This is a genomic window from Mycobacterium angelicum (genome assembly GCF_002086155.1).
In the GTDB taxonomy this organism is placed as follows: domain Bacteria; phylum Actinomycetota; class Actinomycetes; order Mycobacteriales; family Mycobacteriaceae; genus Mycobacterium; species Mycobacterium angelicum.
In genome coordinates this window covers 1-370 of record NZ_MVHE01000340.1, presented here as the reverse complement: position 1 = coordinate 370, position 370 = coordinate 1, and the positions used below count along the sequence as shown (strand labels likewise).

The following is a 370-nucleotide window of genomic DNA, read 5'->3' as shown; positions in this document are numbered from 1 at the left end:
GCAACTACGCCGACGAGGACCGCGCCCGCAAACGCGGGCTGAGCCTGGGCAAGCAGGAACACGACGGCATGTCACGCCTGAGCGGCTATGTCGACCCCGAGCTGCGGGCCACCCTGGAAGCCGTCGAAGCCAAACTGGCCGCACCCGGAATGTGCAACCGCGACGACGAAACCCCGGTGGTCGACGGACAAGCGGCGCCGGAGGCCGCGTGTCGGGACCTGCGCTCCGAAGCCCAGCGTTTCCACGACGGGTTGCTCGCCGGGCTGCGGGCGTTGTTGATGTCCGGGGAGTTGGGTCAGCACAACGGCTTACCGGCCTCGATCATCGTCACCACCACACTCAAGGACTTAGAAGCTGCGGCCGGGCGCGG

General features: G+C 68.1%; 1 protein-coding gene. It reads left to right on the top strand.

The annotated features are described in order from the left end of the window. A partial coding sequence (locus tag BST12_RS29695) for a DUF222 domain-containing protein (protein ID WP_139802116.1) occupies positions 1–370 on the top strand: 370 nt, incomplete at both ends.